The 1,786-nt window shown below is 58.0% G+C and carries 3 protein-coding genes and 1 pseudogene; 2 read left to right on the top strand and 2 right to left on the bottom strand.

Annotated elements, in window-relative coordinates; translation table 11 throughout:
- Window positions 1-264 (bottom strand): annotated as a pseudogene (locus GA0061098_RS43410) (ATP-binding protein); the annotation flags it as partial.
- A gap of 140 nt (window positions 265-404) precedes the next feature.
- Here GA0061098_RS43410 and GA0061098_RS43405 point away from each other — a divergent pair.
- Window positions 405-863, top strand: a complete 459-nt coding sequence (locus tag GA0061098_RS43405; protein WP_091968256.1) for a nuclear transport factor 2 family protein — start codon at window positions 405-407, stop codon at window positions 861-863.
- A 2-nt stretch (window positions 864-865) separates the two neighbouring features.
- On the top strand, window positions 866-1,489 hold the full coding sequence (locus tag GA0061098_RS43400) for a TetR/AcrR family transcriptional regulator (protein ID WP_091968253.1): 624 nt from the start codon (window positions 866-868) through the stop codon (window positions 1,487-1,489).
- Between the two features lie 141 nt (window positions 1,490-1,630).
- Here the strand turns inward: GA0061098_RS43400 and GA0061098_RS43395 are convergent.
- Window positions 1,631-1,786, bottom strand: a 156-nt coding sequence (locus tag GA0061098_RS43395; protein WP_165637993.1) for an ATP-binding protein, incomplete at its 5' end; no start/stop codon positions are given.

The following is a 1,786-nucleotide window of genomic DNA, read 5'->3' as shown; positions in this document are numbered from 1 at the left end:
GGACTGGGCGAAGGGCAGATATCCGAGCTCGTCCAGGACGATGAAGTCCATCCGGGTCAGATGCTCGGCAAGCCGGCCCTGCCGTCCGTTGCGGGTCTCGGTCTCCAGACGGTTGACGAGGTCGACCACATTGTAGAAGCGGCCACGGGCACCTGATCTGGTGCAGCTTCTGGCGATGGCAATGGCCAGGTGGGTTTTGCCTGTGCCGGTGCCGCCGACCAGGACGACGTTGCGTTGTTGGGCGATGAAGCCGCCGCCAACGAGGCTACCACGCGCCGCTCCAAATCGATCTCAAACAGCCAGACGGAAATGCCACTTGACAACGACACAATCATCCGCGATTGTACCGATCGGTAAAGTTATTACCAATCGGTACAATCACCTCAACTGACAAGGAACTGAAGATGTCACGACTCCCTCCTTTCACCCGCGAAACCGCTATCGAGAAGGTTCGGCTGGCCGAAGACGGCTGGAACACCCGAGACGCGGCCAAAGTCGCTCAGGCCTATACGCTCGACACCCGCTGGCGGAACCGCGTCGAGTTCACGAGCAATCGCGACGAAGCTCAGGCACTTCTGACACGCAAGTGGAACAAGGAGCACGAATACCGCCTGATCAAGGAGCTTTGGGCTTTCACCGGTAACCGCATCGCGGTGCGCTACGCGTATGAATATCGCGACGATGGCGGCCGCTGGTACCGCGCTTATGGTAACGAGAACTGGGAATTTGCAGAGGACGGTCTGATGGCGCACAGGCACTCGAGCATCAATGAAATGCCCATTGCTGAAAGCGATCGTTTGTTCCACTGGCCTCTTGGTCGTCGGCCGGATGATCACCCCAGCCTCAGCGATTTGGGCCTCTAATCATGGCCCGCATGGTCGCTGAAAGAGCCGACGCCATAGCCCCGTTGGCCGAAGTTTTCCGCGAACATGGCTACGAAGGCGCAAGCCTTGCCTTGATTGGCAAGGCTACCGGTCTTGGCAAGGGCAGCCTCTACCACTTCTTCCCGAACGGAAAGGAAGAGATGGTGCAGGCTGTTCTCGGCGAAATCGGCCAATGGTTCGAGGATGTCGTATATTCCCCGCTGCGTAACCAGAGCGATGCTAATGGCGCCATCGGTGCAATGCTTGACTCGACGGACCAATATTTCAGGTCCGGCAGGCGCGTGTGCCTCGTCGGTGCTTTAGCAGTTGCCAATACGCGTGACCTCTTCGCGCAGGCCATCCGAGGTTATTTCGTAAGTTGGGTGGACGCATTGCAGTCAGCGCTTATTCGGCAGGGCCGTGACGCCGATCAGTCGCGCATCCTCGCGGAGGAGGCCGTTCTTGCTATTCAAGGAGCCATTGTTCTTTCTCGGGCAATGGATGATCCGGCCGTTTTTCAGCGGGCTATCGACCAACTCCGGAAACGATTAGTGATCGAAAACGATACCTCTAACAACAAAGGCACAATCGACGATTCACCGCAAAATGAAGGTCGGCTTGTCTGAGATTAGCGGAGATATTCCTGAGTGACTGAGGGCCAGATCCGGGATGGGCGCGATCCGGCCCAAAATGCTGCGGACTTAGAAGCCGGACTTCGCCCGTCTAACTGGACGCATTCGCCGCCTTCCATAATGTGTTTGATCGTCTCACGTAGCGGAGGCGAGACGAGCGCGGGTGATATGATCGTCGTCTCGGCTTTTGAATCGCCAGCTGTCGTTGCCGGTCTCGACGATGTCGCAGTGATGGGCCAGCCGATCGAGCAGCGCGGTGGTCATCTTGGCGTCCCCGAACACACTGGGCCA

Origin of the sequence: Bradyrhizobium shewense (assembly GCF_900094605.1) — a bacterium.
Classification (GTDB): domain Bacteria; phylum Pseudomonadota; class Alphaproteobacteria; order Rhizobiales; family Xanthobacteraceae; genus Bradyrhizobium; species Bradyrhizobium shewense.
Note: the sequence above shows the minus strand (reverse complement) of the source record. Positions and strands in the feature narration are given on the sequence as shown.

Coding starts and splice junctions, on each gene's coding strand:
- GA0061098_RS43405 (WP_091968256.1), top strand. CDS start 405: ATGTCACGACTCCCTCCTTTCACCCGCGAAACCGCTATCGAGAAGGTT.
- GA0061098_RS43400 (WP_091968253.1), top strand. CDS start 866: ATGGCCCGCATGGTCGCTGAAAGAGCCGACGCCATAGCCCCGTTGGCC.